Source organism: Lysinimonas soli, assembly GCF_042655435.1.
Classification (GTDB): domain Bacteria; phylum Actinomycetota; class Actinomycetes; order Actinomycetales; family Microbacteriaceae; genus Lysinimonas; species Lysinimonas soli.
Genome location: NZ_JBHSMG010000001.1, coordinates 1,513,970 through 1,538,224, shown reverse-complemented (window position 1 = coordinate 1,538,224; position 24,255 = coordinate 1,513,970). Strand labels below are relative to the sequence as shown.

The 24,255-nt window shown below is 68.0% G+C and carries 33 protein-coding genes and 1 pseudogene; 20 read left to right on the top strand and 14 right to left on the bottom strand.

Features of this window, described 5'->3' with window-relative positions:
• From ACFPJ4_RS07520 to ACFPJ4_RS07505, 4 genes are all read left to right on the top strand, one after another.
• Positions 1–175 (top strand): integrase core domain-containing protein (locus ACFPJ4_RS07520; RefSeq protein ID WP_386739790.1); only part of this gene is annotated, 175 nt, incomplete at its 5' end.
• 101 nt (positions 176–276) lie between these two features.
• Positions 277–615, top strand: coding sequence for an ArsR/SmtB family transcription factor (locus tag ACFPJ4_RS07515; protein WP_386739742.1), 339 nt, complete (start codon positions 277–279; stop codon positions 613–615).
• A 1-nt stretch (position 616) separates the two neighbouring features.
• Positions 617–1,264: a dihydrofolate reductase family protein gene (locus ACFPJ4_RS07510; protein WP_386739741.1), complete on the top strand. Its 648-nt coding sequence runs from the start codon at positions 617–619 to the stop codon at positions 1,262–1,264.
• A gap of 33 nt (positions 1,265–1,297) precedes the next feature.
• Positions 1,298–1,783 carry an SRPBCC domain-containing protein gene (locus ACFPJ4_RS07505; protein ID WP_386739740.1) on the top strand — a complete coding sequence of 162 codons (486 nt, stop codon included), beginning with the start codon at positions 1,298–1,300 and terminating at the stop codon, positions 1,781–1,783.
• 15 nt (positions 1,784–1,798) lie between these two features.
• On the opposite strand, the gene ACFPJ4_RS07500 is transcribed toward ACFPJ4_RS07505, so the two are convergent.
• Positions 1,799–2,110 (bottom strand): DUF2277 domain-containing protein, encoded by a 312-nt coding sequence (locus ACFPJ4_RS07500; RefSeq protein WP_386739739.1) that lies wholly within the window; start codon positions 2,108–2,110, stop codon positions 1,799–1,801.
• Positions 2,111–2,152: 42 nt separating this feature from the next.
• Between ACFPJ4_RS07500 and ACFPJ4_RS07495 the strand changes: the two genes are divergently transcribed.
• Positions 2,153–2,749, top strand: coding sequence for a GNAT family N-acetyltransferase (locus ACFPJ4_RS07495; RefSeq protein WP_386739738.1), 597 nt, complete (start codon positions 2,153–2,155; stop codon positions 2,747–2,749).
• Here ACFPJ4_RS07495 and ACFPJ4_RS07490 read toward each other — a convergent pair.
• Positions 2,734–3,102: a VOC family protein gene (locus tag ACFPJ4_RS07490; protein WP_386739737.1), complete on the bottom strand. Its 369-nt coding sequence runs from the start codon at positions 3,100–3,102 to the stop codon at positions 2,734–2,736. The two genes, ACFPJ4_RS07495 and ACFPJ4_RS07490, sit on opposite strands and share 16 nt — an antisense overlap.
• A 63-nt stretch (positions 3,103–3,165) precedes the next feature.
• On the opposite strand from ACFPJ4_RS07490, the gene ACFPJ4_RS07485 reads away from it, so the two are divergent.
• Together ACFPJ4_RS07485 and ACFPJ4_RS07480 are read left to right on the top strand one after the other, a co-directional pair.
• Positions 3,166–3,606 (top strand): MarR family winged helix-turn-helix transcriptional regulator, encoded by a 441-nt coding sequence (locus tag ACFPJ4_RS07485; protein WP_386739736.1) that lies wholly within the window; start codon positions 3,166–3,168, stop codon positions 3,604–3,606.
• A gap of 187 nt (positions 3,607–3,793) precedes the next feature.
• The gene (locus ACFPJ4_RS07480) at positions 3,794–4,720 is read left to right on the top strand and encodes a patatin-like phospholipase family protein (RefSeq protein ID WP_386739735.1); all 927 of its coding nucleotides are present in this window, start codon (positions 3,794–3,796) and stop codon (positions 4,718–4,720) included.
• A 7-nt stretch (positions 4,721–4,727) separates the two neighbouring features.
• Here ACFPJ4_RS07480 and ACFPJ4_RS07475 read toward each other — a convergent pair whose 3' ends face one another.
• Positions 4,728–5,138, bottom strand: coding sequence for a hypothetical protein (locus ACFPJ4_RS07475; RefSeq protein WP_386739734.1), 411 nt, complete (start codon positions 5,136–5,138; stop codon positions 4,728–4,730).
• On the opposite strand from ACFPJ4_RS07475, the gene ACFPJ4_RS07470 reads away from it, so the two are divergent.
• Positions 5,125–5,433, top strand: a complete 309-nt coding sequence (locus ACFPJ4_RS07470) for a hypothetical protein (protein WP_386739733.1) — start codon at positions 5,125–5,127, stop codon at positions 5,431–5,433. The two genes, ACFPJ4_RS07475 and ACFPJ4_RS07470, sit on opposite strands and share 14 nt — an antisense overlap.
• Here ACFPJ4_RS07470 and ACFPJ4_RS07465 read toward each other — a convergent pair.
• Positions 5,407–5,754 carry a winged helix-turn-helix transcriptional regulator gene (locus ACFPJ4_RS07465; protein ID WP_386739732.1) on the bottom strand — a complete coding sequence of 116 codons (348 nt, stop codon included), beginning with the start codon at positions 5,752–5,754 and terminating at the stop codon, positions 5,407–5,409. The two genes, ACFPJ4_RS07470 and ACFPJ4_RS07465, sit on opposite strands and share 27 nt — an antisense overlap.
• Positions 5,755–5,822: 68 nt before the next feature.
• On the opposite strand from ACFPJ4_RS07465, the gene ACFPJ4_RS07460 reads away from it, so the two are divergent.
• Entirely contained in the window at positions 5,823–6,479 is a 657-nt protein-coding gene (locus ACFPJ4_RS07460; RefSeq protein WP_386739731.1) for an FMN-dependent NADH-azoreductase, read from the top strand.
• A gap of 56 nt (positions 6,480–6,535) precedes the next feature.
• On the opposite strand, the gene ACFPJ4_RS07455 is transcribed toward ACFPJ4_RS07460, so the two are convergent.
• Positions 6,536–6,778, bottom strand: coding sequence for a hypothetical protein (locus ACFPJ4_RS07455; RefSeq protein WP_386739791.1), 243 nt, complete (start codon positions 6,776–6,778; stop codon positions 6,536–6,538).
• Positions 6,779–6,869: 91 nt separating this feature from the next.
• Between ACFPJ4_RS07455 and ACFPJ4_RS07450 the strand changes: the two are divergent.
• A pseudogene (locus ACFPJ4_RS07450) lies at positions 6,870–7,214 on the top strand (MarR family winged helix-turn-helix transcriptional regulator); the annotation flags it as partial.
• 428 nt (positions 7,215–7,642) lie between these two features.
• Here ACFPJ4_RS07450 and ACFPJ4_RS07445 read toward each other — a convergent pair.
• The 4 genes from ACFPJ4_RS07445 to ACFPJ4_RS07430 form a co-directional block, all read right to left on the bottom strand.
• Positions 7,643–8,359 (bottom strand): hypothetical protein, encoded by a 717-nt coding sequence (locus ACFPJ4_RS07445; protein ID WP_386739730.1) that lies wholly within the window; start codon positions 8,357–8,359, stop codon positions 7,643–7,645.
• Positions 8,356–9,324, bottom strand: a complete 969-nt coding sequence (locus ACFPJ4_RS07440) for a ParB/RepB/Spo0J family partition protein (protein ID WP_386739729.1) — start codon at positions 9,322–9,324, stop codon at positions 8,356–8,358. The genes ACFPJ4_RS07445 and ACFPJ4_RS07440 overlap by 4 nt, the downstream gene beginning before the upstream one ends.
• Positions 9,321–10,235: a DNA adenine methylase gene (locus ACFPJ4_RS07435; RefSeq protein WP_386739728.1), complete on the bottom strand. Its 915-nt coding sequence runs from the start codon at positions 10,233–10,235 to the stop codon at positions 9,321–9,323. Before ACFPJ4_RS07435 ends, ACFPJ4_RS07440 begins: the two co-directional genes overlap by 4 nt.
• Positions 10,236–10,545: 310 nt before the next feature.
• Positions 10,546–10,806, bottom strand: a complete 261-nt coding sequence (locus tag ACFPJ4_RS07430) for a DNA polymerase beta superfamily protein (RefSeq protein WP_386739727.1) — start codon at positions 10,804–10,806, stop codon at positions 10,546–10,548.
• Between the two features lie 66 nt (positions 10,807–10,872).
• On the opposite strand from ACFPJ4_RS07430, the gene ACFPJ4_RS07425 reads away from it, so the two are divergent.
• Positions 10,873–12,345, top strand: coding sequence for an MGDG synthase family glycosyltransferase (locus ACFPJ4_RS07425; protein ID WP_386739726.1), 1,473 nt, complete (start codon positions 10,873–10,875; stop codon positions 12,343–12,345).
• Here ACFPJ4_RS07425 and ACFPJ4_RS07420 read toward each other — a convergent pair.
• Complete coding sequence (locus ACFPJ4_RS07420; RefSeq protein ID WP_386739725.1) at positions 12,266–14,485, bottom strand: beta-glucosidase family protein; 2,220 nt, start codon at positions 14,483–14,485, stop codon at positions 12,266–12,268. The genes ACFPJ4_RS07425 and ACFPJ4_RS07420 overlap by 80 nt on opposite strands.
• A 185-nt stretch (positions 14,486–14,670) precedes the next feature.
• Between ACFPJ4_RS07420 and ACFPJ4_RS07415 the strand changes: the two genes are divergently transcribed.
• The 4 genes from ACFPJ4_RS07415 to ACFPJ4_RS07400 all read left to right on the top strand — a co-directional run bounded on the left by ACFPJ4_RS07415 (position 14,671) and on the right by ACFPJ4_RS07400 (position 16,483).
• Entirely contained in the window at positions 14,671–14,904 is a 234-nt protein-coding gene (locus ACFPJ4_RS07415) for a hypothetical protein (RefSeq protein ID WP_386739724.1), read from the top strand.
• A 106-nt stretch (positions 14,905–15,010) separates the two neighbouring features.
• Positions 15,011–15,496: a hypothetical protein gene (locus tag ACFPJ4_RS07410; RefSeq protein WP_386739723.1), complete on the top strand. Its 486-nt coding sequence runs from the start codon at positions 15,011–15,013 to the stop codon at positions 15,494–15,496.
• Between the two features lie 8 nt (positions 15,497–15,504).
• On the top strand, positions 15,505–16,002 hold the full coding sequence (locus tag ACFPJ4_RS07405) for a GNAT family N-acetyltransferase (protein ID WP_386739722.1): 498 nt from the start codon (positions 15,505–15,507) through the stop codon (positions 16,000–16,002).
• A gap of 43 nt (positions 16,003–16,045) precedes the next feature.
• The gene (locus ACFPJ4_RS07400) at positions 16,046–16,483 is read left to right on the top strand and encodes a hypothetical protein (protein ID WP_386739721.1); all 438 of its coding nucleotides are present in this window, start codon (positions 16,046–16,048) and stop codon (positions 16,481–16,483) included.
• A 19-nt stretch (positions 16,484–16,502) separates the two neighbouring features.
• On the opposite strand, the gene ACFPJ4_RS07395 is transcribed toward ACFPJ4_RS07400, so the two are convergent.
• Both ACFPJ4_RS07395 and ACFPJ4_RS07390 read right to left on the bottom strand, forming a co-directional pair.
• Positions 16,503–17,984: an SDR family NAD(P)-dependent oxidoreductase gene (locus tag ACFPJ4_RS07395; RefSeq protein WP_386739720.1), complete on the bottom strand. Its 1,482-nt coding sequence runs from the start codon at positions 17,982–17,984 to the stop codon at positions 16,503–16,505.
• 210 nt (positions 17,985–18,194) lie between these two features.
• Positions 18,195–18,836, bottom strand: coding sequence for a hypothetical protein (locus ACFPJ4_RS07390; protein WP_386739719.1), 642 nt, complete (start codon positions 18,834–18,836; stop codon positions 18,195–18,197).
• A 111-nt stretch (positions 18,837–18,947) separates the two neighbouring features.
• On the opposite strand from ACFPJ4_RS07390, the gene ACFPJ4_RS07385 reads away from it, so the two are divergent.
• Together ACFPJ4_RS07385 and ACFPJ4_RS07380 are read left to right on the top strand one after the other, a co-directional pair.
• Positions 18,948–19,136: a PspC domain-containing protein gene (locus tag ACFPJ4_RS07385; RefSeq protein WP_386739718.1), complete on the top strand. Its 189-nt coding sequence runs from the start codon at positions 18,948–18,950 to the stop codon at positions 19,134–19,136.
• Between the two features lie 22 nt (positions 19,137–19,158).
• The gene (locus ACFPJ4_RS07380) at positions 19,159–19,494 is read left to right on the top strand and encodes a YciI family protein (RefSeq protein WP_386739717.1); all 336 of its coding nucleotides are present in this window, start codon (positions 19,159–19,161) and stop codon (positions 19,492–19,494) included.
• Positions 19,495–19,528: 34 nt separating this feature from the next.
• Here the strand turns inward: ACFPJ4_RS07380 and ACFPJ4_RS07375 are convergent, their stop codons facing one another.
• Positions 19,529–20,443 (bottom strand): LysR family transcriptional regulator, encoded by a 915-nt coding sequence (locus ACFPJ4_RS07375; protein WP_386739716.1) that lies wholly within the window; start codon positions 20,441–20,443, stop codon positions 19,529–19,531.
• Positions 20,444–20,560: 117 nt separating this feature from the next.
• Here ACFPJ4_RS07375 and ACFPJ4_RS07370 point away from each other — a divergent pair, with 117 nt between their 5' ends.
• Together ACFPJ4_RS07370 and mgrA are read left to right on the top strand one after the other, a co-directional pair.
• Complete coding sequence (locus ACFPJ4_RS07370; RefSeq protein WP_386739715.1) at positions 20,561–21,427, top strand: aldo/keto reductase; 867 nt, start codon at positions 20,561–20,563, stop codon at positions 21,425–21,427.
• A 19-nt stretch (positions 21,428–21,446) separates the two neighbouring features.
• Positions 21,447–22,487 carry an L-glyceraldehyde 3-phosphate reductase gene (gene mgrA / locus ACFPJ4_RS07365; protein ID WP_386739714.1) on the top strand — a complete coding sequence of 347 codons (1,041 nt, stop codon included), beginning with the start codon at positions 21,447–21,449 and terminating at the stop codon, positions 22,485–22,487.
• Positions 22,488–22,499: 12 nt separating this feature from the next.
• Here mgrA and ACFPJ4_RS07360 read toward each other — a convergent pair whose 3' ends face one another.
• A complete protein-coding gene (locus tag ACFPJ4_RS07360) occupies positions 22,500–22,985 on the bottom strand; it encodes a DUF6941 family protein (protein WP_386739713.1) in 486 nt (161 codons plus the stop codon).
• Positions 22,986–23,098: 113 nt separating this feature from the next.
• Between ACFPJ4_RS07360 and ACFPJ4_RS07355 the strand changes: the two genes are divergently transcribed.
• Positions 23,099–24,232 carry a fatty acid desaturase family protein gene (locus ACFPJ4_RS07355; RefSeq protein WP_386739712.1) on the top strand — a complete coding sequence of 378 codons (1,134 nt, stop codon included), beginning with the start codon at positions 23,099–23,101 and terminating at the stop codon, positions 24,230–24,232.
• Positions 24,233–24,255: the final 23 nt, after the last annotated feature.

Genomic DNA, 24,255 nt, shown 5'->3' with positions numbered 1-24,255 from the left:
CCGCACCCTCGCCGACGGCTGGGCCTACTCGCGCCACTACAACTCCGAGTCAGCCCGCCGCGCCGCTCTCCCGGCATGGCTGCACTTCTACAATCAGCACCGGCCCCACACCGCCATCGGGAAGCTCCCACCCATCAGCCGCATCTCAAACAACCTGGCTGGGCACTACAGCTAGCGCCAGCGGACGCCCCACGCCCCGGGCGGCTTCGGAGCGCTCACGTTCCGCTCGGCGGCGTGGACTTGACGAAACCGCGCGGGGCCCCAATACTTAGGCGCGTGCCTAACTATCGCGACGACGTCGACGCCGTGCTCCGCGCCCTCGCGGATCCGACGCGTCGTGCCGTCGTCGAGCGTCTGGCGAAGTCACCGGCCGTGGTCTCCGAGCTCGCTGCCCCCTTCGACATGGCGCTGCCGTCGCTCATGCAGCACCTGCGCGTGCTCGAGAACGCGGGGCTGGTCGCGTCCGAGAAGCATGGACGCGTCCGCACCGTGAGCCTGAAGCCGGGCGCCCTCGACGTGCTGCACCTGTGGCTCGACGAGCAGCGCACCCCTGCCGAGCGCCAAGCCGACCGGCTCGGCATCCACCTCATCCGCACCGCACCGAAGGAAGACTGACATGACCCGCGTTCGCATCGACCTGTTCCTCTCGCTCGACGGCTACGCCGCCACGGCCGAGCCGACCCCCGAGAGCCCGATGGGCGAGGACTGGGAGCGCCTCACGGCGGCCTATACCGCGACCCGGACCTTCCGCGAGATGGTCTTCGGCGACACCAGCGGCGCCGGTACGACCGGCGTCGACGAGAAGTACGCGGCCGCATTCTTCGATGACATCGGCGCCGAGATCATGGGCGCGGCGATGTTCGGCCTGCACTCCTTCCCCGACGACCCGGATTGGAAGGGGTGGTGGGGCGACCGGCCGCCGTTCCGCACCCCGGTCTACGTGCTCACCCACACCGCGCCGCGGCCCGACATCCCGATGGACGGCGGCACCACCTTCCGCTTCCGCAACGCACCCATCCAGGAGGTGCTCGCCGAGGCGACCGAGGCCGCCGGCGGTCGCGACGTGCGCGTCGGCGGGGGCATCGGCACCGCGCGCGACTTCCTGCTCGCCGGCCTGGTCGACGACCTCCACCTCATGATCGCCCCGGTCATCCTCGACAAGGGGACCCGGCTGTGGGATGGACTGGGCGGGCTCGAGCGCACGCACACGGTGACGACGGAGGTCGCCGAGAGCGGCACCATCCACGTCAACTTCACGCGATAGCCCGGTGACGCGATTCCTCGAGAGAATGCACTCATGACGATCGAACGCCGACTCGCCCGCGCGGGATTCACCCTGACTCGGGACTACCCGGTCCCGGTGGAACGGGTCTGGAACGCCTTCGCCGACGAGGCTCAGAAGCTCGCGTGGTTCGGCTCCGACGACGCCTTCGACCAGGGGGAGTGGGCGTTCGACTTCCGCGTCGGGGGCCGCGACGTGGCCGAGGGGAAGTTCCACGACGGACCGCTGTCGCGATTCGAGGGCACGTACACCGACATCGTGGAGCACGTCCGCATCGTCAACACCTACGACATGTGGCTCGACGGGGTGCACATGTCGACCTCGGTGGCGTCGTTCGAGTTCGACCCGATCGAGAGCATCGACGGTCCGGGCACGCGCTTCACCCACGTCGAGCACGGCGTCTTCTTCGACCAGTTCTGGGCCGACGGGCCGAATCGCGAGGCGGGCACCCGCGGCGTCCTCGAGAAGCTGGGCCGCTACCTCACGTCGTCGGCGATCTGACACCCTTCCCCGGTGCTAGGTCGTCGCCGCGACGCCCGCCGCCGTCCTGATCCGCACCTCGCGCTCCATCCGCGCCTCGTGGCGCGCCCGGCCCTTGACCGCCTCGGCCTCGCGGCTCTTGGGCGGAGCGTTCGTGACCAGCTCGTCGAGCATCCGCCGCGTCGCCTCGGCGATCTCGTCGATCGCGCGCTCGAACGCCGCGGCGTTGGCCCGGGAGGGATGCGTCGACCCGCTCACTTTGCGAACGAACTGCAGCGCGGCCTCCCGCACCTCGTCATCCGTGGTCGGCGGCTCGAAGTTGTGAAGGACTCTGATGTTCCGGCACATGCGGCGAGGATACTCCGCCAGCTCCTGGCCCAGAATGGGGGAGTGTTCGCCGCGCAGCTGACTCCCACCGCCACCCTCCGCCCGCTCGAGCCACACCAGGCCGGGGAGTTCGCCGCGCACATGGACCGCGCGCGCGAGCACATCCGCCCCTGGGTCGGCCCCTCATTCGTGACGGATGACGTGGCCGGCGCCCGCGCCACCCTGCAGAAGTACGCCGACGCCACCGCGCGCGACGGCAACCGCATCTTCGGCATCTGGCTCGACGGCACGCCCGGCACAGACGGCACTGGCGGCACACCCGGCCCGACCCTGGTCGGCGGCGTCATGTTCGTCGAGTTCAGCGCCGCCGCCGGCACCTGCGAGATCGGATGCTGGCTCGAGCCGAGCGCCGAGGGCCGCGGCCTGATCACCGCCGCATGCCGGATGCTGCTGGCCTACGCCTTCGACGAACGCGGCCTGCACCGCGCCGAGTGGCGGTGTCGCGCCGACAACGCCCGCAGCTCAGCCGTCGCCGAGCGCCTGGGGATGACGATCGAGGGCGTGCTGCGCGAGGCGTGGAAGGTGGGCGACACCTTCTACGACAAGCAGGTGTGGAGCGTCCTCGCTACAGAGCGCCGGGAGCCTCACGCCCTGTCGTGAAGCGTGATCTGGTACCCATCGGGGTCGGCGAACGTGAACGTGCGCCCGAAGGGCCCGTCGATCGGGGCTGACACGATCGTCTTGCCGTCGGCGGCCAGTGCATCGTGGATCTGCTGGACATCGGTGGCGAGCATCCAGAGCGCGATGCCGATGCCGGGCTGCGGAACGACATCCAGGTCGACTCCCTCGATCACCCCGCGCAGGGCGAAGGGCACCGGCGTGGTGTCGAAGACGACGGCGTGCGGGGGACCGGTCGTCGAGCGGACCAGCCCGAGGTACTGCTCGTAGAACGCGGCGGACAGTTCTTGATCGCGGGTCTGAAGAGAGAAGAAGTCGGGACCGGTGACGGCCATGGGTTGCTCCATTCGATTGGTGTCAGTTATCTGACATCCAGAAGCATATGTCAGACTACTGACATGAGTGACGGGCAGCGGGGTGTCGACCTCGAGACCTCCATCGGATACCTGCTCAAGGAGGCCTCGAGCGCGCTGCGTTCCGCGATGGAGGCCGTGCTGCGGCCCCTCGGCATGACCGTGACGCACTACTCGTGCCTGGAGCTGCTGGCGCAGCGGCCAGGTCTGTCCAACTCCGAGCTGGCCCGGGGCGCATTCGTGTCGCGGCAGTCGATGAACGTGCTGCTGCAATCCCTGGAGCGCGACGGCATCGTCACCCGACCCGCCGAAGCCCGGGTGGGCAAGACCCAGCCGACACAGCTCACCGCCCGCGGTCGGCGCGAGCTGGCGAAGGCCACGGCGGCCGTGAAGGCGGTGGAAGACCGGATGCTGTCCGGGCTCGACGCGGAGTCGCAAGGCCAGGCCCGCCGCATCCTGCGCAGCATGGTGTCGTCGCTCGGCTAGCAGTTCGGTCACCGCTATCTGCGTTGCGCACCGCGTCCGCGTGTGCGAGCATTCCGATGACCCACGACCCCAGGAGGTGACACCCATGTTCGCAACATCCGTCACGGGTGCTCTCTTGCAGGGCACGGTCTCGCGACTGTCATAGTCGCCGGGGGAGCGCCCGACCGCATTCGCGAAAGGCACTCCCATGAACAGCACTTCTTCGAAGACTCCCGCGCGCGCCCTGGTGCTCGCCGGGGCCGGCGCGGCCGGCAACGCCTGGCAGATCGGACTCGTCGCCGGGCTCGCCGAGGCCGGCGTCGACCTCACCCGGGCCGAGCTCGTCATCGGCACCTCCGCCGGATCGACCGCAGCCGCCATGATCACCAGCGGCACCCGGCCGGCCGAGTTGTATGCCGCGACCCAGGCTGAGACGGCCCCGCGCCGCCCGCAACCCGGCCCGCAGCCCGGCCCACAGCCCGCGGCCGGCCCGGGTCGCGCTCCGATGTCGGCCGCCGAGTACCTGAGGTGGTCGGACGAGATCATCGCCGCCTCAGCCGATGCCGCCGACTGGCGTCGCCGGATGTCCGCCGCCATCCTCGAGCTGGATGCATCCGACGAGGCGAGCTCGCGTCGCTGGCACGACACGGTCGCGGCGCGGCTCCCCAGTCAGGAGTGGCCGCAGCAGCGCGTACTGATCACGGCGGTCGACGCGCGCACGGCGCAACCGGTCGTGTTCGATCGCGGCAGCGGCATCCAACTGACGGATGCCGTGGCCGCGAGCACCAGCAACGGCACCGCGGGCGCGTATCAGCTCGGCGAGCACCGCTACATCAACGGCGCCTACCGACGCGGCTCGAACGCCGACCTGGCGACGGGATACGACCGCGTTCTGGTGCTGGATCCCTTCAGCGGCCGGTCGCGCACGCCGCTCGACTGGGGCATGGACCTCGCCATCCAGGTGGATGAGCTCCGCGCCGCGGGTAGCAGCGTCGAGACCGTCTTCCCGGATGCCGGTGCCGGTGAGGTGTTCAACGCCACCGCGGCGGATCCCTCGACGCGTCCGCAGGCGGCTCGGGGCGGCTACCAGCAGGGTCGGGCGCTCGCCGGGTCGCTCGCCGGCTTCTGGGGGTGAGCGCGGATTAGCCGCCGTAGCTGGAGCTGATCAGCAGAGGTGATTCGTTGTCGGCGCACAACTCGTTCATCGTCGCGGGCATGGGTGCTGTTCGGGGATCGGCGGTGGGATTCCCGATCAGCCACGTGCGCAGCGCGGCCAGTTCTTGGCCGACGACCCCGGCTGTGGAGGTACCTTCGAGGGCCTGCGCGGCATGTGCCATCAACGTCTGGGCCTGCGAGGAGCTGATGGCGCCTTGGCCCAGTCCGTTGTCGGCGGTCATGATGTCGGAGAGAGCCGTAGTGGCCGCTTTGCATTGGGACGTCAGGGTGGTGTCGCTTCGGAACGCCGCGGGGGAGAAGCGGACGGTCGCCGAGAAGGTGGTGTCGTTCTGGGCGTCGAAGCTGAGGGCCAGCGTGCGCCCGGTGGGCACCGTCATCGTCCGATCGGTTCCGCAGCTGACTGCCCGCGGTTCGGACTCGCGGTTCACCGTCAAGATCAGGCTCGAACCGGCGCAGGTCACCTTCACCTCGGCGGACCGCGTGCCCTTCGGCGCAACGAGCGTGGTGGAACTTGTCACAGTGATCGGGGTCGAAGACGGAGAGGGCGTCGACTTCGCCGATGTCGATGAGCAGCCCGCAAGAACCGACACCAGCACCAGAGCGCCGAAAGCTGCGCATGCAATCCTCATGAACGCGAGGATACCTCTACTGAACGGTTTGTTCTGCCGGTAACCGCAAATTGCGCTTCGCCCACTGCCCGAGCTGGGTGATGGTCGGCACCAGCTCGGCTCCCGCCGTCGTCAGCTCGTAGCGCACGGTGACGGGCGGACCCTCGGATACGGCCCGGCTCACGAGCCCGGCCTCTGCGAGTTCGAGCAGACGCTCGGCCAGCACGGTGTCGCTGATCCCGTTGACGCCTTTGCGCAGGCCGACGAACGAGCTGACGCCCGACCCCAGCACGCTCAGGATCATGCCGTTCCACCGCTTGCCGAGCACCGAGAAGGCGAGCGTGATCGCGCTGTCGCAAACCGGGGCTTCGTCATGCTCGGACATTCCTCCATGGTACAAGTGCTACGCTCTCCGGAGTCGCTTTGTTTTTATTAGTCCCTCAGGAGATCCCGATGTCGCTCTACCGTCTCGACGCCAGCATCAACCCCGCGACCTCGCAGAGTCGTGCCTTGGCCGACCTCGTCGAGGCGGAGTGGACGGCGCAGCATCCGGATTCGGTGGTCACCCGCCGCGACATCGGCACCGAGCCGCTGCCGTCGACGACGTGGCACATCGCGGCGCTGGCGGCCTTCGTCCCCGAGGCCGACCGCACCGAGGAGCAGCGCGAGGCGGTCGCCCTTGCCACGAAACTCGCCGACGAGCTGATCGACGCCGACGCGATCCTGCTGGCGGTCCCGCTCTACAACTGGGGCATCGCCGCCCACGTGAAGAGCTGGTACGACATCACCTACACGGACGCGCGCATCAAGTCGGGCGCCCTGGCCGGCAAGCCCGTCGTGCTGGCCAGCGTTCTGGGGAGCGACTACCGCCCCGGCTCGGGCAAGGAGGGCTGGGACCACTCCACCCCGTGGCTGCGCCACGTCATCGAAGGCATCTGGAAGGCGGACCTCCTCGTCGTGCAGCGCCAGCTGACCCTCGTCGGCATCAACCCGGCGATGGATGCCCTGAAAGACGACGCGGTCGAGGTCCACGCCGCAGCGGCCAAGCTCGCCAGCGAGCACGGCCAGGCCCTCGCCGCCAAGCGGAACGCCAAGGGCGCGCTGGTCTGATCTACTGCCTGGAGTTGCCTTGGCGCGGCGGCGAGGGATCTGTCGCGACGCGAGAGTCAGTTCCAGGATGTCGGAGAATCTGGCTGCGGCCCGGCCGGATCACGGTACTGTCCGATCGTCGTTCGCGATGGCGGCGCGTTCACGAGCGATGGTCGGTACTTCTCCATCCATCGCTGGTGGTCGCGCAAACCGCGCGCTACCGCAATCCGGATGATCGCATACAGGATCAGGAGTGCCAGACACGGCACCACGATGTAAGCGATGATTGCCGAGCCGGCCACGAGCTGTGCGAAGTCCATTGCTGGACTCTTCCAGACGAGGCGACTCGAGCGCGCACCCCCGAACGCGGCGGCCTCGAGGCCCGGGTCAGATGGACGAAACGCTGGCCCGCTCCGGCCGCTCGGCATGACGGTGACGCACTACGCCGTCCTGGAGCTGCTGGCCCAGCGCCCGGGTCTCTCGAACTCCGAGCTGGCGAGGGGCGCGTTCGTCTCGAGGCAGTAGATGAACGTGCTGCTGCAGTCCCTGGAACGCGACGGCGTCGTCACCCGCCCCGCCGAGGCCACTGTGGGCAAGACCCTCCCTACGCGGCTCACCCCCCTCGGGCGGCGGCAACTGGCGAAGGCGACGGTGGCCGTGAGGGCGGTGGAGGACAGGATGCTGTCGGGGCTCGATGCGGCGTCGCAGCGCGACGCTCGCCGCATGCTGACCACCGTGGTACGGTCGCTCGTTTAGCCGCGCGGTCCCTGCTAGGTCTTGCCGACACGGCTAGATCCCGCTTGCCCGAAGGTCAACATGGAGGCCCTGGGCAGGGGGTGGCTAGAGACCAGAGGCAATTGGCGAGACAAGAACGACCGCCAGAGCGATGCAGAGAACGGCGACTAGCGATCCGATCGAAATAGCTCTGGCTTCGCCCGCACTGGTAACGTCCCTACGAGCGGTGCCAAGGGATGTGTGCGTCGCCACTGCGATCGTTCGACCTTTCTCGTCTACGTTGCGGGCGACATCGGCTACGAATAGGAAACAGGCTGAAGTGGCCAAGATGGCCCAGGACGGCCACTCACTCGGGTCTGTAGCAACGCGAGAACCAACTACGCCGAGAGCAACCGAACTCACCACAAGCAAGACACGGTGGAAGGGCGCTATGCGAGCAGCGAGCGTCTTCACTTGTCCGGGTCCCCAATAGGCGGAGGCCCCTGCTGCACGAGACTTTCGACTTCGCCGATCTCGTTCGTCGTCGATCGAGCGCCGAGCGCATCGAGGCGTCTCGACATGTCTGAGCCCCAATCGTCAAGGTTCCGATACTCAGCGTCGAACTGATTCATGTAACGATCGGCCGCATCGCCTTCCATGCCCGCAATAATCCCTGCGGATTGACTATGTCGCGCTTCAATGTCGACCCGAACGAGCTCGACTCGACGCTCCATGCTTCGCCGGAGTTCCGTAATGTGGCTCTCTCTCGCTTCTTCTAGTGTGCGTGGAGCAGTCTCCTCGTAGTCGACAATCAGCTCGAACTGACTGTCCTCCGTCAGCCTTAGGAGACCCGCCCCAGTCTCTTTGCAGGATTCGACAAGGTCCTGGACGTATTCAGTGACAACCATGTACACCCGACCCGCGTTGGCGGCATGCGATGCCCGAGCGAGATTGCCAATCCATTTGGGCACAGCGGCATCGTTTCCCGGGCGAAGGTAGTAGAACGTGCGGATGTCCTCGTTGTCGACGCTCTGCGCGTCTCCGAGTAGAGATCCATTGAGTCGCGAGTCATCTCCAAGGGGAACCCGGATCGGCTCTTCAACCGCCGAGAATCCCGCTTGGTCGATAGCGATCGCCACTGCCAGGCGCATCCGCGTCTTGGCGGGGTCTTCGTAGGCTGCGGTCACGCTAGTGAATCCAGCAGCTGAGAGAGAACAGCGTTCAATCGTCTGAGCTCAGCGACGAGCGCTGGCGACAGGGTCGCGGCGTCCTCTATTCCGTTCAGGTCGCCTTGCAAGACCTCTGCTTTTCGCAGGAGTGTTTGCTGCCTGTAGCCCTCCGCAGCGAAGTTGTCGAACACTTCTTGTGGGGTCACGTTAACGTCAGTCACCAGTTCATCAAGCGCATACTCGATGAGGTCGCTTGAGGCATCGCTGCTCTCGAGCGCTTTCGTGAGCCGCCCGAGTAGTCGAAAGTCTGTGACCGCGCGAAGTGTCTTCGCTTCGGCCTTTGCGGCAAAGGCTCGAATTACTTCCGGCCGAGTGTGCTTCGCACCGAAGCTTGGCACCGCAGACCTGAGCACAGATTCGGCTGCCTCAATTTCAAGATATAGGTCCTCTCGATGGACCTGCTCCGTCCTGTCAAGGTGCGCCTCATCACGAATCAGATCAATCTCGGGCTCCGGCAATGAAAGGAGCCGACGAGCCCGTCGGACTGATGATCGTGTCACTCCGGTCATCTCTGATAGGCGCTTTTCCCCGGTCTCGCCTGAGATCTTCATCACCTCCCGCAGAGAAAGAGCGACGCTAATTAGGGGCCAGTCCTCGCGAACGTTGTGGATGTTGAACATCCGCAACAGGTTGTCGAGCGGGTCGGGCGCCGGAATGACATTCGTCGGCACCGTCTCCAGACCCAGGTCCGACGAACAGCGCCACCGACGCTCTCCGTCCATCAACACGAAGTCGCCATCGCTTTGAGGATCCGCGTAAACGATCAGCGGGACCAAGATCCCGATCTCTTGAATCGAAGTACGAAGAAGGTCCAGGCGGTCTTCATTGAAGTAGCGCCGCGGATTATCTGGATTTGGGCGGATGCGACCGGGATCGATCTCGGCTTGATAGCTAGTTGATAGGAGATCCGGAGGCTGGGTCATGTGACGAACACGCTTTCGGCTACCGATCCGCGCAGAGAGACATCTGAGGCAAGCGAGCTCCTTCGCAAGAGAGCGTGTTCGGTGAAAGTCGGGTATAGCTCTCGAATCGCTGAGTTGTACGCGTTTGTGACGATTACTTTCGCCCCGGACCGTCTGAGCCTCTCGGCACAGGCGGCGAGGCGACGTTGATCCTCCCAGGTGAACAGGGTTTCGTTGTAGTCCACGAAGCTCTCGCGGCGCTTGCTTGACGCGTAGGGAGGGTCAAAAAAGACGAGATCGCCATCGCCCGCCCCGACGACGGCGTCTTCGAAATCACGGTGGGTCAGCGTTAGCCCATCCTTCGAGAGAAGATTCGCGGCCGCGAAGAAATTGATCTCGTCGAGGATGTTTCCAGAACGTGGCTTCCCGTACGGCACGTTGAACTCACCGCGAGCGTTTACGCGGTAGAGCCCATTCCACGCCGCTCTATTCAGGTAGATGAACCGAGACGCTCGACGGATTGGGTCTTCCGGAACGGACTTACGAACTTCGTAGTAAAAGTCTTTGTCCAGCACGTCCATTGAACTGAGACCGGCTAGAACTGCATCCGGCTCTCTACGAACGGTGTCGTACATCTCCACGAGTGGCTGGCAGTAGTCATTCAAATGCGCATTGGACGGCTGCAATAAGAAGTACATCGATGCGGCGCCGGCAAAGGGTTCATAGTAGGTGCGCCAGGTTGCGGGCAAGTGCTCAACGAGCTGAGAGAGCAACCTCTGCTTTGAACCGGCCCACCTGATGAAGGGTCGGGGAGTCGCACTCAAGATCGTGGTGGCTCGTTCAAGGAGACGAGTCCGGTCGGCCTTGGACCAATCGACAAGAGTGGGCTGTGCTTCATCGACAACCGATACAAGGTCGGATGCAGTGCGCATTGTCTCCTCATCGTCGCCGGGTGCCCGAATACTATCTGACAGTGTCGCGCGAGACGCTGGCCCGCGCCGACCCGAAGGAAAGGAATGCTCGATCGAAAGGCGCGCTAACGAACATCCGTGGCGCTACCGCCGCGCGCGCCCACGAAGGCGGCCACAAAGGCAGCAGCACGCTGCCGAGAGCGGCCTTCGAGCCAGTCCTACTTGTTCCAGACGCCGCCCTCAATGCTGCTGAGCGAGCTGTTGGCGTCGTCGAGGCGACTCGTGATCTTCTTGAGCTCGGCAAGGATGTCGCGGAGCAACTGTGTATCGGTCATGGTTGGAACATACGCCGCACCTCGAGCGGCGTCTCGATGACGTCCCGGCGATCCCAGGGGGAGAGGTAGTCACCCAGGGGGCGCAGGTAGAGAAACCGCGCGTCGTAGTCGCTGTCGGGGGAGGGAAACCCCCAGGCGCGGCCCCCGCCTTCGATCGCCCAGACGATGCGCACGCCGTCGTCGGTCTCGAGCCGAGCGAGACGGTCGTCGATCGCGGTGACGACGGCGGCATCCATGGAGTCCGGGATCGCGCGCATGCGACGAACCTAGCTGGACGCGTCGATGCAGCACAGGCGGAACATGCCGCCGACTAGCATCGCCTCATGCTCAGCACGTCGGTCGACCAGGTCGCGACCGAGGTCGACGTCAAGCCGCGCGAGCGCATCCTGATCCTCTCGGCCGGCGTCGGGGCCGGCCACAACTCGGCCGCGGCCGCGGTGAAGCAGGCCTGTCTGGCGCGAGACGACGTCGACGACGTGCTCGTGGTCGACGTGCTGCAGCAGAGCAGCACCCTCTATCGGGATCTGCTGGGCAAGGGTTACTTCACGCTGGTCGAGAATGTGCCGTGGCTGGTCGACTGGGGGTACGACTTCAGCGACCTGCCGTTCAAGAGGCGCGGTCCGATCGATCCGTGGACGCGGGCCAACTCGATTCCAGCGATCAATGAGATCAAGCGGTTCAAGCCAACGGCCATGGTGTGCACGCACTTCTTGCCCGCTCAGCTCGTGGCGTCGCTCGTGCTGCGGGGTGTCACCGACGCGAAGACCGCGATCGTGACCACCGATTACGACTTTCAGGGGCTCTGGCTGACGAGTGCGTTCCACGCCATCTTCGTGGCACGCGAAGAGGGGCGAGTGCAGCTGACCGCGCAGGGGGTTCCGGCCGACCGCGTTGCCGCTGTCGGCATCCCGATTTCGGCGCCGCCGTCACCCGCATTCGTGCGGGATCCGGATGCTGTGCCGATGCTGCTGATCTCGGCCGGCACGTCGGGTGGTGACTATGCCGCCGCCGTGGTGCGGCAGACGATGCATGTGCGCTCGCCGTTCCGGGCGACGGTGGTATGCGGGCGCAACGACCAGTTGCGGCGGCAGATCGAGCAGCTGGTGGCCCCGGCCGGCGAACGGTACCGGGTGCTCGGCTACACGTCCGAGATGCCAGAACTGCTGAGCCAAGCCGACCTGTTCATCGGCAAGCCGGGAGGTCTCTCGGCCTCGGAGTGCATGGCGGCGGGGCTGCCGATGGTGCTGGTGAACCCGATCCCAGGGCAGGAGGTGCGCAACGGCGATTACTTGATGGAACAGGGCGCCGCCGTACGCTGCAACACCCCCTCGACCATCGGATGGAAGATCGACGAGATCCTGCGCGAACCGGGTCGACTGCAGCGGATGCAGGCTGCGGCCCAGCGGATCGGTCGGCCCATGGCGGCGGCCGACGTGCTCACCGGGCTGCTCGACGGCCCGGATCGCCCGCTCGTGTTGACGCGCGGAGCGCAGAAGTCGATCCTCACGGCCAGCGCGCGGCGCCTGATCGCCAGCGACCTGAGCGGCCCCAAGTCGCTGGTGCGCTTGGTCGACCCCGCGACCGACAGCACGGTCGCGCTGCTCCGGGCCGAAGAGCTCGCCGACCTGCAGACCCGGTATCCCGAGCGAGGCGGCTACCTGGTGCTGCAGCGCGACGATTCGCTGGTCTCGCTGCGGTGGGAGGCGCGGCGCCTGCTCAAGAGCTTGCTGCGCGGGGACGCCGAGCTGCCGGTGCGGGTGGAGTGGGCCTCAAAGGGCGTGCGCCCGTCCAGCTGAGGGGACTGTGCTGGGCGGCGAGCAGCATCCACTCGCCAGGGCGCGGTGACCACTCGTGGGTGGCGGGGTCGCGCTGCAGGGTGGGTACGGCATCCAACTCGACCTGGATGACGGACTCGCCCCCTGCGGGCACGGTGACCCTCTGAAACCCGAGCAACTGGGCCACCGGCCGGTCGAGCGAGACATCGGCGGCGTACAACTGGATGACCGTGGTCCCCTCGCGGTCGCCCGGGTTGCGCACCCGCACCTCGGCGCTGCCTGCCGCGGGGCCGGCACTGTCGCCGAAGCTGTGCGACACCAGCTCGTGCTCGAGCGTCGTGTAGCCGAGTCCGAATCCGAAGGGGAACGCAGCGGCGTGCCCGTCGGCGTCGAGCTTGCGTTGGCCCCAGCTGCCGTCGTAGACGACCTGAGTCGCGGTGCGATCGAACGGCGTCAGGTGAGCCGGGTCGGTGGGAATCGCGAACGGCAGCCGACCGGTTGGCTCGGACGCTCCGGTCAGCACGTCGGCCAGCGCGCGACCGCCCTCCATGCCGCCGTACCAGGCCATCGCCAGCGCGGGCACGCGCTCCGACCAACCCTCGGTCAGGATCGCGCTGCCGCCGATCAGCACGACCACTGTGCGCGGGTTGGCCGCCGTCACTGCTTCGATGAGCTCGATGTCCGAGGCGCGCAGCGCGAGCGAGCGGCGGTCGCCGCCGCGCACGAAGCGCGCCGAGAGTCGAACCAGACCGCTCAGCGGGCCGCGCAGAACGCCCGTGGTGAACGCGGCGCCCAGCACCCCCAACTCGACCGTCGCGGTGAGCACCGTTTCGCCTTCGTCGTGCTGATCGAGGCCGACGACCACGATCGCCACCTCGGCCCGAGATGCAGCGGCCGCCGCAGTGCGGGCGCTCCGCCCCGAGGCCGTGGTGATCCGCACGTTCGGGAGCGCCGCCCGCAACCCCCGCAGCGGAGAGACCGTCGACGGGGGCCGGACCCGCGACGAGCCGTGATCGCCGATGTTCTCCCGGTCGGCCAGGCGGCCCACGACGGCGATGCTCCGGATGCCGGGGCTCAGAGGCAGCAGCGGCGCGGAGTCGGTGCCAGTGCCCGTCCCGACCGGCTCGTTCTTCAGCAGCACGATCGACTCGGCCGCGACCTGCCGCGCCAGGGCCCGGTGCTCGGGCGACGCCACGGCCGCCGGGCCGGGCTCGTCGGTATCCCGATTCGCATAGTGCAGCAGGGTGGTTCGCAGAATGCGGTGCGCCGCCTGCAGCACCGTCGACCGATCGAGCCGGCCCGTGCGCAGCGCATGCGGCAGCTCGCGGGCGCGCCGCAGCCGCAGCGGCATCTCGATCTCCATGCCGGCCTGCAGGCTCGCGACCGCGTCGTGGGTGCCGAACACCCAGTCGCTGCTGACGAAGCCCTCGAAGCCCCACTCCGTGCGCAGCACGTCGGTGAGCAGGGGGGCGTTCACATCCATGTACCGGCCGCGCACCTGGTTGTACGCGGTCATCAGCGACGCGGCCCCGGCATCCACGATCGCCTTGAAATGGGGCAGGTACACCTCGTGCAGCGCGTGCTCGTCGACCGACACATCGACCTCGAAGCGCATGTCTTCCATCGAGTTGAGGGCGAAATGCTTGACGCACGCCATGGCATTCGCTTGCAGACCGCGCGTGATGGCCGTGCCCATCCGGCCGGTCAGCACCGGGTCTTCGCCGTAGCATTCCTGCGCTCGGCCCCAGGCCGGATGCCGCAGCAGATTCACACACACCGACGCCGAGTAGTTCGCGCCCCGAGCTCGGGTCTCGAGTCCGATCGCCCGGCCCACCTGCTGCTCGAGCTCGGGGTCCCAGGTCGCCGCGCGGGCCATCGCCACCGGGAACGCGGTGGACCTACCGATCACGACCCCGCGCGCCCCGTCGCTGAACCGGATGCCCGGAATGCCCAGCCGCTTGACCGCCCCCGCAACGAACGGCCGGCTGATCAGCAGCCAGGGGATGAGCGGCAGCACCCACGGGCCGGCGTCGCCGTCGAGCAGGCCCAGCAGCTCGTGATCGCTCAACTCGGCGATCAGAGCGTCGGCTGCCGCGTCGGCGTCGAGCTCGCCGGCGCGAACCGACCGCACGGCGTCGTCGAAGGTGGGAGCCGAGTCCATGAGGGAATTCTGTCTCACATTGCACGCGTGCCGCGCCGTCCACCAGGTCGAGCGGGGCGTGGAAGCCCTCCTCGGCCAGCCGCACCTTCGTCGGATGCGGGCGCTCGTCCGTGATCCAGCCGGTGTCGACGCTGGTCATCAGGCCGACCTGTTGGCTCGTTGCCGGCGGAGGCCATAGTGAGCGCATGTCTTACGCACCCGTCGAGCCGACCGTCGGAGCCGAAAAACCCAAGGGCGATCCGCTCAAGTTCGGAATCTTGCTGATCGTGATGGGCATTCTGGCTGATGCCATCGTGGTGGTCATCGCCCTGCTGTCGAAGCAGCCCCTCCACCTGCTCGTCCTGCTGCCCTCGCTGGCCAACTTCTACACTGGAGTGAAGTACATCAGGATCGGTCTGGCGGCCAAGAGATCAGCCTGAACGGCGCTGTGAGCCAAGTCGACGAACATCAAGCGCGACCAACTCGAGCCAGCTGTCGATGCGGCATCCATCGAGTCGGGAGTCGCGCGCATGCGAGCATGTTCCCGTGACCGAGGTCGTCGACGAGCCAGATCCACTGGTGCTGCGCGGGTTCATCTCCGACGAGTTCAAGCAGAGCGCGCGCAAGGTGGCGCGGGCGCTCGACGTCGATGACTCGTGGATCTCCCGGATCCGCGATCCCTTCGTCGTGCTGATCGACGAAGAAGGCATCTGGCTGTGCCCGGAGGAGGCCGACGCGACGCCCTACGTCAGCGTGGGCTGGCCCATCATCGGCAAGCTTCGTGATGATTGGGGACCCCGCGGGACGAAAGGTGAGACGGCAGTCGGACTCGTGCTCGCCATCGTCTCCTTAGGGAATCTGCCCCTGATAGGACGATCGGACGGGACTCTGCTGTGCGTCCCGATCCTGAACGATTCCGGCGTCGTCGAGTGGAGGATCCCGGTCGACAGCGTCGACGGGATGGCGCGCGCCGCAGAACGGCGTCGACCGCGAACGAAGCGCGGCCCCATGCTGCAATGGGTGCCGGACTGAGCTCCGCCGTGATCCCTTCCGCTACCGCTCGGCTTCGCTTTCGCGAGATGACGCTCGCCGACCTGAACGCGATGGCCCAACTGCTGGGCGATCCGGAGGTCATGCGCTTCTATCCGGCACCCAAGACGCGTGACGAGGCCGCAGCGTGGATCGCCTGGAATCGGCGGAACTACGCCGAGCACGGTTACGGGCTCTGGATCATCGAGACGCTCGAGGGCGAGTTCATCGGGGACTGCGGGCTGACCTGGCAGACGGTCAACGGGGTCCGCAAGCTGGAGGTCGGGTATCACGTCGCGGTTCGCTGGCAGGGGCGCGGTCTGGCGACCGAAGCGGCGGCCGCGTGCCGCGACTTCGCACGTGATCAGCTCGGCGCCCGCGAACTCGTCGCGATCATCCACCCCCAGAATCGCGCGTCAGAGCGGGTCGCCGAGAAGATCGGCATGCGCCGTGTCGCGGACGACCACGGGGGCATCCCTGTCCGCATGGTCATGGGAATGGATCTATAGCGGAGCAACGGGGGCGGCGCCCCGCTGCCGCTACATTGCTGCTATGGAGTCGTGGAGGGACGATGCGAGTCAAGAATCGCAGGATGACCTCGACGCGATGTGCGAGACCGCTCTTGACCGCGCCATCAACGCGATCACGAAGCGTGGCTCCCTTTATCCGTTTGCGGTGACCGTCTCGCTCGGGGGCTCTGTCGGCCTATCGATGGTCCAGCTGGGTCCCGATGGCCCCGTCGACGGAAATGCCGTTGCTGAGGTCTATTGGCGGGTCCTTCGGTCGCAGCGCGACGAGCTTCGTGCGTGCACGCTCGTACTCGACACCCGGATTCCGTCACTGAAGTCGGACGCGATCCGCCTTGATAGCGAGCACCGCGAGGGAATCGCGCTCAGGCTTCTGGCTCCGTATCAACGGCGGCGCCTGCCACGACGCCTCGATCTGGGTGAGTTCCACCTCGAGGCTGGGACGGCGACCATCTGGACTTGACGTCCGGGCGTGGCCTCGCTCACCAACTCGACGGCGCGTAGTCCTTCAAGAACACCCCGTACACATCCTCACCGGCCTCGCCGCGCACGATCGGGTCGTACACGCGAGCCGCACCATCGACCAGGTCGAGCGGGGCGTGGAACCCTTCCTCGGCCAGCCGCACCTTCGTCGGATGCGGGCGCTCGTCCGTGATCCAGCCGGTGTCGACGCTGGTCATCAGGATGCCGTCGGTGTCGAACATCTCCTGCGCGCTGGTGCGGGTGAGCATGTTGATGGCGGCCTTGGCCATGTTGGTGTGCGGGTGGCCGGGGCCCTTGTACTCGCGGCCGAAGACGCCCTCCATCGCCGAGACGTTCACGATGTAGGTGCGGCGTGCCGGCGACGCAGCGAGTGCGGCCCGCAGTCGCGAGATCAGGATGAACGGGGCCGTCGTGTTGGCCAGCTGCACCTCGAGCATCTCGAGCGGGTCGACCTCGTGCACGGCCTGGGTCCACGAGTTCTCGTGGTGCAGGTCGGGCAGCAGCCCGCCCGCGTCGATCGCGGTTCCGGCGGCCAGGCGGTCGAGCGAGCTCGACCCCGGGGCGAGGGCCTGCTCGGTCAGCTCGTCGGCCTTCGCCGCGGCGGCGGCCGGGATCGGATGCGCGGCCACCGAGCGCTCCAGCGCGCGCGGGTGGGCGTCGTTCGTGTGGCCGAAGGTGACCAGCTCGGGCAGCGGGCCGTCGGGCAGCGGGGCGAGTTCGGCATCCACGAGCGGCTGATACGCACCGGGGGAGCGGCGAACGGTCTGGGTCGCGTTGTTGATCAGGATGTCGAGCGGCCCGGCCTCGGCCACCGACTCGGCCAGGGCGATGACCTGGGCCGGGTCGCGCAGGTCGATTCCGACGATGCGCAGGCGGTCGATCCACTCGGCGGAGTCGGGCTGGCTCGTGAAGCGGCGCACGGCATCCCGGGGAAAGCGCGTCGTGATCGTCGTGTGGGCGCCGTCGCGCAGCAGGCGCAGCGCGATGTACATGCCGATCTTGGCGCGGCCGCCGGTGAGCAGCGCGCGCTTGCCGCTGAGGTCGGTGCGGGCATCCCGTTTGGCGTGGCTCATGGCCGCGCAGCTCGGGCAGAGCTGGTGGTAGAAGGCGTCGACCACGGTGTACGGCTGCTTGCAGATGTAGCAGGGGCGTGGCTTGAGCAGGGTGCCGGCGGTCTTACTCGTTGCGTCGGTCTTGGTTGCGATCGGGATGCCGCGGGTCTCGTCGTCGATGCGGTCCGGTGCGCCGGTGGCCGTCGCGGCGACGACCGCGCGATCGGCGGCGGCCTCCTCGGCGCGGAGCGTGTCGCGGCGGTGCTTCCTGACCGCCTTGAACATCTTCGCGGTGGCGTGCCGCACCTCGGCGAAGTGCGGATGCGCCTCGTCGATCTCGGTCATCCGGGCGAGCACGCGCAGCGTCGTGGCGAGCTCGTCGGGGTCGAGTCCTCCCGCAACGACGGGCGAATCGGACGCGGAGGGCACAGGTGATTGTAAGCGGGCACGGCCGGGAGCGCCCGCGGATGCCGCGGCACCGCCCGAACAGGACCTTGGTCCCTATCTGCGTGGGGTAGGTTTCGCCACGCTCAAGGGGACGCGGCCAACCCCCAGCCGCCTCAGACGCAGAACCGGCCCGTGGCACCCAGAGTCACACTACGGGTCGGTTCTGCCTCGTCCTCGTGCAGGGGTGTGCGTTCAGTGGCGGCGGTCGACCGACGGCATCAGCCATCCGCTGATCGCCCCGAGCACCGCCCCGGCGACCACGCCCGTCGCCGTGCCGAGCAGGATGACGGCGGGAGTCGTCCACGAGGCATCCGGCAGCATCGCCCCGCCGAAGATGACGGCCATCGCCGGGGCCCAGGCGAGCGCGCTGATGCCGACCCAGCGCCAGGCGTGCCGTGCTACCCGGCGCAGCACGAGAGCCTGGGCCACGCCCAGCAGGGCACCCATCGCGGCACCCAGGGCGAGGGCGCCGAGAAGCACGAGCGCGATCGGGGGCTCACCGCCGTCGGACGACGCCCCGAGACCCGGAAGAGACGCGCCGGCCCACCCCAGTCCGGCGATGACGACCGTGACCGCGAACCAGGCGAGGCGCGACATCCCGGCGAAGCGGCGACCCAGCCAGTCGCCCTGCAGCAGGCCGAGCGCCGAGCCCTCGACCAGCCCGCCGAGCACGATGATCGCCAAGGCGGCGGGCAGGTTGTCACCGAGCTGCGCCGCCGCGCGCGACGCGGCTGCCGACGCCGTCATCCCGATCCCCTCGGCGAGTGCGCAGGCCGCGATCCAGCTCGCCAGCCCGGGTGACAGGGCGGTTCTCAGTGCGGCGACCCTGGTCATCGGCTCTCCTCGGTTCGCTCGTGATCATGTCGATCGCACCGCACCCCGGCGATCGCTTCAAGGGCCCAAGGTCCTCCCCGGCGTCGAGACAGCCCGCGTAGCGTGGCGGACATGACCACGTCGACCTTCGTCCGCCCGATCAGGGGCCGCGTCATCGCCGGCGTCTGCGCCGCGATCGCGAATCACTACGGCTGGGATGTCGGGGGAGTGCGGGCCGGGATGCTCGTGCTCATCCTCTTCTCGGGCATCGGCCTCGTCCTCTACCTCGCGCTCTGGCTGGCGATCCCCTCGGAGTGGTAGCGAGCCTCACTACGCTGGCGCCGTGACGATCATCACCGATGAGTTCATGCGCAGCATGCTGCCCACCACGGCCGGCTACACGATCGTGATCCTGAAGCGCACCGCGCTCTACGACCGCGAGAAGCAGGGGGCGATCCTCTGGGAGCACGGGCGACGCAACTTCAGCCTGCGCGCCGACGGGCGTCTCGCGATCGTCTGCCCGATCGACGACGGCAGCGACACGAGCGGCCTCGGCATCTTCACGACCGATGTCGACGAGACGCGTCGGATCATGGATGACGACCCGGCCGTGCTGGCGGGCATCTTCAGCTACGAGGTGCACCCGTGCCGGAGCTTCCCGGGGGATGCGCTGCCGTGAGACGCCCGGCGCCCTAACCCGAGAACCCGGCGCCCTAACCCGAGGACTCGGGCAGCAGCTCGATCAGCCGGGATGCCACTCCCGCGTCGCGGTCGCCCGCTATCGTCGCCACGCTGAGGGTCCACTCGGGAAGGCGTTCGCCCTCGAAGGCACGCTCGAGCGGAACCGAGACCAGCCCCTCGGCCTGCGGCTTCGACGCGATCGGGCGGGGCACGAGGGCGACGCCGAGCCGGCGGTGCACCAGGTCGAGCAGGGTGTGCACGTCGTTCACCGTGAAGCGCACCTCGCGGGTCAGCCCGCGCTCGCCGAAGGCAGCGTCGTTGATCGCGCGGATCGCCCACGAGGGCTCGAAGTCGACGAACACCTCGCCGGCCAGCTCGGGCAGCGTCACGCGGGACCGCTTGGCGAGCGGTGACTGTGGCGAGCACAGGGCGATCATCGGTTCGGTCGCCAGTTCGCGCCGGGTGACGAGCGAGCTCGCCGCGCTGCGCGGGCCGGATGCCGCATCCGCGACGAACACGACGTCGGCCGCCCCGGCGCGCAACTGGTCCATCAGCTCGAGCGCCCCCGCCTGTTGGAAGCCCACGCGCACCTTCGGGTAGCGCGCGTGGAATCGGCCGAGCAACTCGGGCACGTCGACGACGCCGATGCACTGCTCGGCGCCGATGCGCAGCTCGCCGGTGACGTCGCCGCGGGTCGCGACCACGGCATCCCGGCCCGCCGCGGCCTGCGCGATCAGCGAACGCGCGTGCGGCAGCAGGGCGCGCCCGGCGTCGGTCAGCTCGACGCTGCGGGTCGTGCGGATGAACAGGGGAGCCTGCAGCTCGTCCTCGAGCGTGCGGATGCTGGCCGACAGCCCGGACTGCGACACGCGTCGCAGCGCGGCCGCCCGAGTGAATTGCTGCTCCTCGGCGACCGCCAGGAAGTACTCCAATTGGCGCAGATCCATTGATCGCCGCTCCTTCTGAATGCCATGAGTTTTTACTGTTTGACTGTTGCAAAGGGCGCGCTTAAAGTCAATCGACGGCGCCCCAGACGGGCGCACGAATCCGAGGATGAGCACCGAATGAAGACCAGAACGATCGGCACCCGCACCGTCAGCGAAATCGGACTCGGCGGCATGCCGATGTCCATCGAGGGCCGGCCCGATGAAGCCCGCTCGATCGCCACCATCCACGCCGCGCTCGACGCCGGGGTCACCCTGATCGACACCGCCGACGCCTACCACCGCGACGCGAACGAGGTCGGCCACAACGAGACCCTCATCGCCAAGGCGCTCGCCACGTACGGCGGCGACACCTCCCACGTGCTCGTGGCGACCAAGGGCGGCCACCTGCGGCCCGGCGACGGATCGTGGACGCTCGACGGGCATCCCGACTACCTGAAGCGCGCCGCCAGGGAGTCGCTGCGCCGCCTCGGTGGCGACGCGATCGGCCTCTACCAGTTCCACCGGCCCGACCCCGAGGTGCCCTACGCCGACTCGGTCGGCGCCCTGGTCGAGCTGCTCGACGAGGGCATCATCGAGATGGCGGGCATCTCGAACGCGAACCCGGAGCAGATCCGCCTGGCCCAGGAGGTGCTCGGCGGCCGGCTGGTCTCGGTGCAGAACCAGTTCTCGCCGGCCTTCCGCTCCAGCCTGCCCGAGCTCGAGCTGTGCACCGAGCTCGGTCTCGCCTTCCTGCCGTGGAGCCCGCTCGGCGGCATCGGCCGGGCCGGCGAGGTCGGCACCCGCTTCGACGCCTTCCAGCGGATCGCGGATGCCCACGCCGTCAGCCCGCAGCAGGTCACCCTGGCCTGGGAGCTGGCCCTGTCGCCCCGCGTCATCCCGATCCCCGGAGCATCGCGTCCCGAGAGCATCCAGGACTCCGTGCTCGCCGGCGAGCTGACGCTCTCGGCGCAGGAGATCGCCGAGCTGTCCGGCACCTCGGCCTGAGGCGGGGACAGGGACGGACATGGGATACGACGCGGACGACGCCCGCTACGGCTCGATGCCGTACCGGCGGGTGGGGCGCAGCGGCCTGCAGCTGCCGGCGGTGTCGCTGGGGCTGTGGCAGAACTTCGGCCACGACGTTCCGATGGAGCGCCAGCAGCAGATCCTGCGGCGGGCCTTCGACCTCGGCGTGACGCACTTCGACCTCGCCAACAACTACGGGCCCCCGTACGGGTCGGCGGAGTCGAACTTCGGCGACCACCTGCGCCGCGACTTCCGTCCGTACCGCGACGAACTGGTCATCTCGACCAAGGCCGGCTACGACATGTGGCCGGGACCCTACGGCGATCACGGCTCGCGCAAGTACCTGCTGGCCAGCCTCGACCAGTCGCTGCAGCGGATGGGACTCGACTACGTCGACATCTTCTACTCGCACCGGGCCGACCCCGACACGCCCCTCGAAGAGACGATGGGCGCGCTGCACACGGCGGTGACCTCGGGCAAGGCGCTCTACGCCGGCATCTCGTCGTACTCGCCGGAGCGCACCCGGCGGGCGGCCGAGATCCTGGCCGAGCTGGGCACGCCGCTGCTGATCCACCAGCCGTCGTACTCGATGTTCAACCGCTGGATCGAGGGCGGTCTGCTCGACACCCTCGACGAGTTGGGCGTGGGCTGCATCGCCTTCTCGCCGCTCGCGCAGGGGCTGCTCACCGACCGGTATCTGCACGGCATCCCGGCCGACGCGCGTGCCGCTCGCGAGGGCTCGATGTCGCGGCGGATGGTCAACGACGGGACGCTCGCCGCCATCCGCGCCCTCACCGAGATCGCGCAGTCGCGCGGGCAGAGTCTTGCGCAGCTGGCGATCTCGTGGACGCTGCGCGACCGCGGCGCCTCGGCGGGCGTGACCTCGGCGCTCGTGGGGGCGTCGTCGGTGGGGCAGCTGGAGGCCAACCTGGCCGCGGTGCAGAGGCTCGACTTCAGCCAGGAGGAGCTCGACGCGATCGACGTGCACGCGACCGAGCGTGGCATCAACCTGTGGGAGCCGTCGAGCCGGGTCGGCTGAGCGCGAGCCCGCTCAGAGCCAGGGGATGTCGGCCGGCCCGCTGCCGCCGCCCGGCACTCCGGGCACCTCGCCCGGCGCCGCGGTGGCGTTGACCCGGAACCCCCAGCGCGACAGCTCCTCGCCGTCGATCATGAGCACGGCCGAGTAGTGGCCGGGCTTGGCGAGCACGAAGGCGTTCGCGGCGGCCGCGATGGGCATGAGGAAGGGGTCGCCGACTCCGGCGTCGGGGTTGGGGGTGATCTGGAACTCGCCGCTGAACTCTCCGGGCAGCTGGTGACCATCGGCATCCGTGAACAGCACCTGAAACTTGTGCAGCTGGTTCTGCGCCGACCACGGCACGTTGATCACCCCGACCACCGAGAAGTTCGCCGCCGCCGGGAAGGTCGCGAACTGCATCTGGTTGAAGAAACCGCCGTTGACGTACACCTTGCCGTTCTCGACGCTCGCGTGGTCGGCGAGGAAGAACGCGGTGGCGAAGAGATCGGTCTCGGGGATCATGCCTCGACGCTACCCCGGCTACGCCGGCACGCCCCGACCCCGTACCGCAGTAGGGGGCGAAGTGCGCTCCACGGCGGGACGCGCCGGGAGGCCGTGATCCGTACCGTTCGAATATGGTCACCAACGGAACTCTGGAACGCGCGAATCCGAACGGTTCGGGCTCGAGCGGCGTGCGCACGACGCGTCCGCGCCGCGTGCCCGCCGGCGACGCGCAGCAGCGCAACGCCAGCGACTACGGCGAACTCGTCAGCAAGATCAAGGGGATGGGTCTCATGGACCGCCGCCCCGGCTGGTACGTGGCGCGCTCTCTGATCCTGCTCGCCGGATACGCGGCTGGCTTCGTGGCCCTCTTCTCGCTCGGCTCGTCGCCGTGGCAGCTGCTGGTCGCCGCCTACTTCGCGGTCCTCTTCACCCAGACCGCCTTCCTGGCCCATGACGGCGCCCACAAGCAGATCTTCGTCTCGGGTACCCGCAACGAGTGGTTCTCGCGCATCACCGGCAACCTGCTGGTCGGTTTGAGCTACGGCTGGTGGATGAACAAGCACTCCCGGCACCACGCCAACCCGAACAAGGTCGACAAGGACGGCGACATCAAGGCCGGCGCCCTCGTCTTCACCCCCGAGGATGCGGCGGCCCGCCACGGCTGGAAGGCCGCTCTGATGGCGAAGCAGCACTGGTTCTTCCTCCCCATCCTCACCCTCGCCGGGATCGACCTGCACATCAACGCGGTCAAGGCCGTCGGCGGCGGGGAGGCGCTGAAGGCCCGCTGGGTCGAGGCGACCCTGCTCGTCATCCGCCTGGTCGGATTCCCCCTGCTGGTGATGCTCGCCGCGGGCCCGCTCATGGGTCTGGCATTCATGGGCGTCCAGCTCGCGCTCTTCGGCGTCTACATGGGCGGCAGCTTCGCGCCCAACCACAAGGGGATGGCGATCATCCCGAAGGACATGTCGATCGACTTCCTGCGCAGGCAGACCCTCACCTCGCGCAACATCAGCGGCGGACCCCTGGTCTGGACCGGCATGGGCGGGCTGAACTTCCAGATCGAGCACCACCTCTTTCCGAGCATGCCGAGCGTCAACCTGAGCCGGGCCCGGCCCGTCGTGAAGGCGTTCTGCGAAGAACGCGGGGTCCGCTACACCGAGACCACCCTGGTCGACTCGTATCGGATCGTGCTGCGCTACCTGCAGAAGGTCGGCCTGAAGTACGCCGATCCCTTCGACTGCCCCCTGGCGGTGCAGTTCCGCTAGAAGCCCGCGCGTACCATTTCGAG